The organism is Frankia sp. CgKIO3, assembly GCF_977946435.1.
Map to the genome: position 1 here is coordinate 1 of NZ_CDWTMO010000228.1, position 5071 is coordinate 5071.

At 68.6% G+C, this 5071-nt stretch carries 3 protein-coding genes and 1 pseudogene; 1 reads left to right on the forward strand and 3 read right to left on the reverse strand.

Annotated elements, in window-relative coordinates:
* On the reverse strand, positions 1 to 326 hold a 326-nt coding region (locus AC08OJ_RS18470; RefSeq protein WP_476596395.1), incomplete at its 3' end, for an N-acetylmuramoyl-L-alanine amidase.
* 702 nt (positions 327 to 1028) lie between these two features.
* On the opposite strand from AC08OJ_RS18470, the gene AC08OJ_RS18475 reads away from it, so the two are divergent.
* Positions 1029 to 1469, forward strand: a complete 441-nt coding sequence (locus tag AC08OJ_RS18475; RefSeq protein ID WP_462203835.1) for a hypothetical protein — start codon at positions 1029 to 1031, stop codon at positions 1467 to 1469.
* Between the two features lie 90 nt (positions 1470 to 1559).
* Here the strand turns inward: AC08OJ_RS18475 and ahcY are convergent, their stop codons facing one another.
* Positions 1560 to 2996, reverse strand: a complete 1437-nt coding sequence (ahcY, locus tag AC08OJ_RS18480) for an adenosylhomocysteinase (protein ID WP_476594469.1) — start codon at positions 2994 to 2996, stop codon at positions 1560 to 1562.
* Positions 2997 to 3030: 34 nt separating this feature from the next.
* A pseudogene (locus AC08OJ_RS18485) lies at positions 3031 to 5071 on the reverse strand (efflux RND transporter permease subunit); the annotation flags it as partial.

Below are 5071 nucleotides of genomic sequence, written 5' to 3' on the forward strand. Positions count from 1 at the left end.
AATCCAAAGAGCTCGCCGAGTCGGATGATTTGTAGGGGTGTGTAGTCCTCGGTCTCGTACCCTTCGCATTCGCAGGAGATCCAGTATGGATTTCCCGCCGCTTGGGCCCAGGCCCTCCGGTCGAAAGGAACGTACTGCTCGAAGTCGCCGCTCCTCGACAGCCACAGGTGTGAGCTGACCCGGCTGGCGGTGTTGTCGAACCAGCCGAACAGGGAGCCGCCGCCCACCTGGACATGTGGGATGAGGCCCCGGGTGGGTTGGATCATCGCTCCGGCCGTGTTCCGTACCGGACGGAAGCGGGCCGGCGGGTACAAGGTCGGTGCCATCGCTACCGGCTCTCCTTCCCACGCATGCCGCCGCGACAGATCCTCGTCTGGGAAATCACGATTCCGGGCCGCTTCCTGTTCATGGGGTCATCAGGTCGGTTGACCGCTACAGTCATAGTTTCCAGCCGGAGTACCGGCATGGCCATAGTGCCGGGTTGCTACGGAGGGGTCCGCATCGGGGCGGTATGCCCGGGCGTATGGCGGGTGGAAACCCTCCCGCCGGATCCGTGACAGAACGTTGCGGCGGGCCCGCCCCGGTCCGGCGGTGCGCCCCCGGGCACGGACAGTCGCCGCCGCAGTCGCCACCCCTTCGACGCCTCGTCAACTCTCGGTATCGAAGGGCATACTGACTGTTTTTTTGTGGATGTTCGCAGGAACCGCGGACCGGGTGGCGGAGCCCGTGTTTCGATGCCGCCTATATCATTCTACCGCATGATCGACCCGCAGCCGGGCTCGAGAAGGAGGCATTCAATGCGGTACGCCGTATCTTTCCCGCGACGAGTCGGACGGCCGTTATCCTCCGGAGCGCCGGGAGCGCCGGGAGCACCGGGAGCACCGGGAGCACCGGGAGCGGCGGCGTCCGGAGGAAGTCGTCCCGCGCGGCGCGGCTCCCGGCGGGCGGGCCGGCGCGGCGGCGCGACCCGGACCACTCGGACCACTCGGACCACCCTGGCCACTCTGACCACCGCCGGGGCGACCCTCGTGGTGAGCGGCATCCTGGCTCTGGTGAACGCGGGCGCCGCGCAGGCCGGTGGAGCGACCTGGGCGAACTGCCCGGGCGGGCAGGCGACGGAGGTTGGTGTGCCGGCGGCGGCCGGAGAGCCGAACAGACCCGCGACGTATCTCGACGCCGGTTTCTACGTCCATGTCGCCTCGTTGTGGCCGCCGGCCACGGCATCGCTGTGCCGGACCGGTCCAGGCCGGGGTGAGGAGGCCGGCGAGCCGATCTTCAGGTTCGGGCACCTGGGCTGCCCCGGCGGCGACGCGACCTTCGGCGTGCGCAGGCCCGCGGTGCTGGGCCGGGCGAGCGCCGACGTCCCGTCGGCGACCTGGGGAACCTACCTGCCGGCCGGCTGGTACAGCCTGGACGATCTGAGTGACCCATCGTGGACGTCGGTTTGCTGGTCGTCCAGGAGACGCTGACCGATCCCGGCCGGCGAAGCGCCGATTCCGGGCGAAGCGCCGATTCCGGTCAACCGGATTGACCGGAATCGGCGCGGGAGGGCTGGACGATCAGTAGCGGTAGTGGTCTGCCTTGTACGGACCCTGGACGGGCACGCCGATGTAGTCCGCCTGCTGCTTGGTCAGCTGGGTGAGCTTCACGCCCAGCGCGTCGAGGTGCAGCCGGGCGACCTTCTCGTCGAGGTGCTTGGGTAGCACGTACACCCCGAGGGGGTAGTTTTCGGTCTTCGTGAACAGCTCGATCTGCGCGATCACCTGGTTGGTGAAGCTGTTCGACATCACGAAGCTCGGATGCCCGGTAGCGCAACCGAGGTTCATCAGCCGGCCCTCGGCCAGCACGATGATCGAGTAGCCGTCCGGGAACACCCACTCGTCGACCTGCGGCTTGATGTTGATCTTCTCGATGCCGGGGGTCCTGGCCAGGCCGGCCATGTCGATCTCGTTGTCGAAGTGCCCGATGTTCGACACGATCGCCTGGTGCTTCATCGCCGCCATGTGCTCGGCGTGGATGATGTTGAAGTTGCCGGTCGTGGTGACGAAGATGTCCGCCGTCGCGACGACGTCCTCCAGGGTGGTGACCTGGAAACCATCCATCGCGGCCTGCAGGGCGCAGATCGGGTCGATCTCGGTGACGATCACCCGGGCTCCCTGGCCGCGCAGCGCGTCCGCGCAGCCCTTGCCGACGTCACCGTAGCCGCACACCACGGCGACCTTGCCGCCGATGAGCACGTCGGTGGCGCGGTTGAGACCGTCGATGACGGAGTGGCGGCAGCCGTACTTGTTGTCGAACTTCGACTTCGTCACCGAGTCGTTGACGTTGATCGCCGGGAATGCCAGCGTTCCGGCCTTCGCCATCTCATAGAGACGGTGCACGCCGGTCGTGGTCTCCTCGGTGACGCCCTTGATGTTCTTCGCGGTCTCGGTCCACCGGCCCGGCTTCTCCGCGATGGTGCGGCGCAGGGTCTCCAGGACGATCGCGTACTCCTCGCCGTCCGCGGTGTCCGTCGCGGGGACCGCGCCGGCCGCCTCGAACTGGGCGCCCTTGTGGACGAGTAGGGTCGCGTCGCCGCCGTCGTCGAGGATCATGTTCGGGGTGCCGCCGCCCGGCCAGGCCAGCGCCTGGTCCGTGCACCACCAGTACTCCTCGAGGGTCTCGCCCTTCCAGGCGAAAACCGGCACGCCCCGCGGGTCGTCCTTGCTGCCGTTCGGCCCGACGACGACGGCGGCGGCCGCGTGGTCCTGGGTGGAGAAGATGTTGCAGGAGACCCAACGGACGTCGGCGCCGAGCGCTACCAAGGTCTCGATCAGCACCGCGGTCTGAATTGTCATGTGCAGGGAGCCCATAATGCGGGCGCCCCTGAGGGGCTGGCTGGCCGCGTATTCCGCCCGGGTGGCCATGAGGCCGGGCATCTCGTGCTCGGCAAGCCGGATCTCCTTGCGGCCGAACTCGGCCAGTGCGAGATCCGCGACCTTGAACTCGAAACTCATGCCCTCTCCTTCGACGCTCGGGCGGCTGCCGAGCCTATACGGCGGATGTCTCGTCCTGGTTTCCACCCGCCATCGGCCGTGGCCGTGATGCGCCGGCCTTGGAACGGGTTTCTTGAGCGTCCCACATGTCGCCGCGTTGACGAAGACCCGGTCCGGTCCTGTCGCCGACCGCCGGACCCGGGTCGGCCTGGCGTGGCTGGTGCACCCAGCCGCGCTCGTCCGCCCAGATCAACAGGGGTGGGAGGACGACCAGCGCGGACAGCAGGGCGACGGCGACGTTGAGGGCGACCAGCAGACCGAAGTCGCGCAGCAGCGGCAGGGAGCTGAAGGCCAGGACGGCGACCCCGATCACGGCGGCGAGCGCGGAGACCACGAAGGCGCGTCCGGTGCGGGCCGCGGTCTGGTCGACGGCCTCCTTCGGCGTCAGGCCGCGTCGACGCTCCGCCAGGTGGCGAAGCACGAGCAGGGTGGTGAACTCGCTGCCCAGCGCGATGACGCGCGGGACGCCGACCGCGGTGAGCGGGCTGAGGTCGACGCCGGCCAGCCAGGCGATCATGGAGCTGAGCCCGACCGCGATCAGCACCGGCACCAGCGACAGGACCGCCCGGACGATGCTGCGGTGCCAGACCAGCAGCATCAGCAGGACGCCGACCAGCGCGAAGTAGGTCAGCTGGGTCCGGTTCTTCGTGAAGTTCTCCAGCAGCCCGGTGCCGACCACGGCGAGGCCCGACGGGGTGGCGCGTACCCCTTGCGGCGGATGGACCGTGTCCCGGATGTCGTCGACGATCGCGGCCCGCCGTTCCAACGAGCCCGATCCGGTGCGGAAGACGAGGTTGAGCGCGTTGTGGGCCAGGTTCACCGTGGCGCGCTGGATGTCAGGCGGCGCCGCGGCGTAGCCGAGCCGGATGTCCTGACCCGTCGGCAGGACAACCGTCGTGTTCGGCACCTCCATCATGAAGCTGATGGTCGTGACGAGGCTCGACGCGGTCAGCAGGTCGGCCGGGTCCTTCGCGAGCCGGGTGTTCGCGAACTCGGCGAGGAAGGAGACGGTGGCGTCGTCGAAGACGTTCGGCGACTGGACGTAAATGCCCAGCTCACTGGCGGATCCGGTGCTCGCGCGCAGCGTGTTGATGTTCTTGATGACCTGACTCTGCTGGTCGACCCATTTCTCCGGATCGGTCTGGATCTTCAGCGTGCCGTCGGTGACGATCCCGACGGCGAAGACCGCGACGGACACGACGGCGAGCGGGACCGCGGTGATCCGTGGCAGGGATCCCAGGGTGATCACCATCCGACCCAGCGGGCCGTGGGTGTAGTCCTTCGGGGGGTCGGCCGGCGACGTTCCCGCAGGCCCAACGAGGCGGTGAGAAGCAGGATCGTGGCGATGACGATCACCGGCAGGCCCAGGGCGAGCAGCGTGCCGAAGTCCCGGATCATCGGGACGTCGCTGAACTCCAGCGCGAGGAAGGACAGCACCGCGGCGACGGTGGCGGCGCTCAGCGCGGGCAGCAGCCCGGCCAGGGCCGCGATGACGGGATGGCCGGCCCGGGCCAGCTGGGCCTCCTCCTCCACCCGGCTGTGGAGCTGGACGGCGAAGTCGATGCCGACGCCGAGCAGCACCGGCAGACCGGAGATGGTCACCACCGACAGTGGGATGCCCGCGTAGCCGGCGAGGCCGAACGCCCAGATGAGGCCGACGGCGACGATGCCGAGTGGGAGCAGCCGCCAGCGCACCGCGAAGGCGACGAGCAGCAGGCCGGCCATCAGCGCCAGGGAGATGCCCCCGAGGGTGGCGAACCCGCCGCGCAGGTAGTCGTTGAGGTCGCGGAGCAGCGCGGGCGCCCCGGTCGACGTTGTCGTCGCATTATCGAATATGCGTTCGGATACGGCCTTCTCGACCAGGGTCGCGGCCTGGCCCTCGGTCGTGAGGGAGGCGTTGCTCCGCAGTCGGGTGACCATCTGGCTGGTGGATTCGGTCGGGAAGAATGGCTTGATCGACTTGCGGATGGCACCCGTGTTGTCGCGGAGCAGGAAGGAGACCCATGCCGGGTTGTCGTAGACCCGCTCGGCCACCG

Bases quoted from the DNA above. Each gene is read 5' to 3' on its own strand.
- ahcY (WP_476594469.1), bottom strand. From the start codon at position 2,996: ATGAGTTTCGAGTTCAAGGTCGCGGATCTCGCACTGGCCGAGTTCGGC.